This is a genomic window from Pseudomonas sp. 32_A (assembly GCF_017490905.1).
GTDB classification, from domain to species: Bacteria; Pseudomonadota; Gammaproteobacteria; order Pseudomonadales; family Pseudomonadaceae; genus Aquipseudomonas; species Aquipseudomonas inefficax.
Genome location: NZ_JAFGYI010000310.1, coordinates 1 through 458, shown reverse-complemented (window position 1 = coordinate 458; position 458 = coordinate 1). Strand labels below are relative to the sequence as shown.

General features: G+C 60.3%; 1 protein-coding gene. It reads left to right on the top strand.

Annotation, left to right across the window (positions count from 1 at the left end; genetic code table 11):
- Window positions 1-27: 27 nt before the first annotated feature.
- Window positions 28-405 (top strand): hypothetical protein, encoded by a 378-nt coding sequence (locus J5M58_RS26815; protein WP_064587419.1) that lies wholly within the window; start codon window positions 28-30, stop codon window positions 403-405.
- Window positions 406-458 lie beyond the last annotated feature (53 nt).

The following is a 458-nucleotide window of genomic DNA, read 5'->3' as shown; positions in this document are numbered from 1 at the left end:
GATCAGGCTCTGCAAAGGAGTAATCCCATGTACAACTCGCAACTACCAACGGACGGTAGCCAGGCGTCACAAGGAGCTTCCATGAGCCCTAGCGCGAGCAGTTTCGCACCAAGCCCCGAACGATCGGGCAATGAGCGCATTCGCCTGCTGCTCAAGAGCTTCGGCCTGCGCACCAGCCTGATTCGCCTGAAAGTCATCGACGCCCTGCTGGTCGCCGCACAAAGCGACCGACGCCTGGGGGTGCGCGGCGTGCACAGTCAGTTGCTCGACCTCGACGTGCCGCTGTCGTTTCTCAGTGTGCGTGAAGTGTTGAAGCGGCTGTGCGCCGAAGGTGTGGTCACCTTCAACCCGGACAAGAGTTACAGCCTGCATCCACAGGCTGCTGCAGTGCTCAATAACGATTGAAGCATCCCGCGATCGCCGTCAGGGTTTGACCTTGCGGCGCATCACCCCGTTGA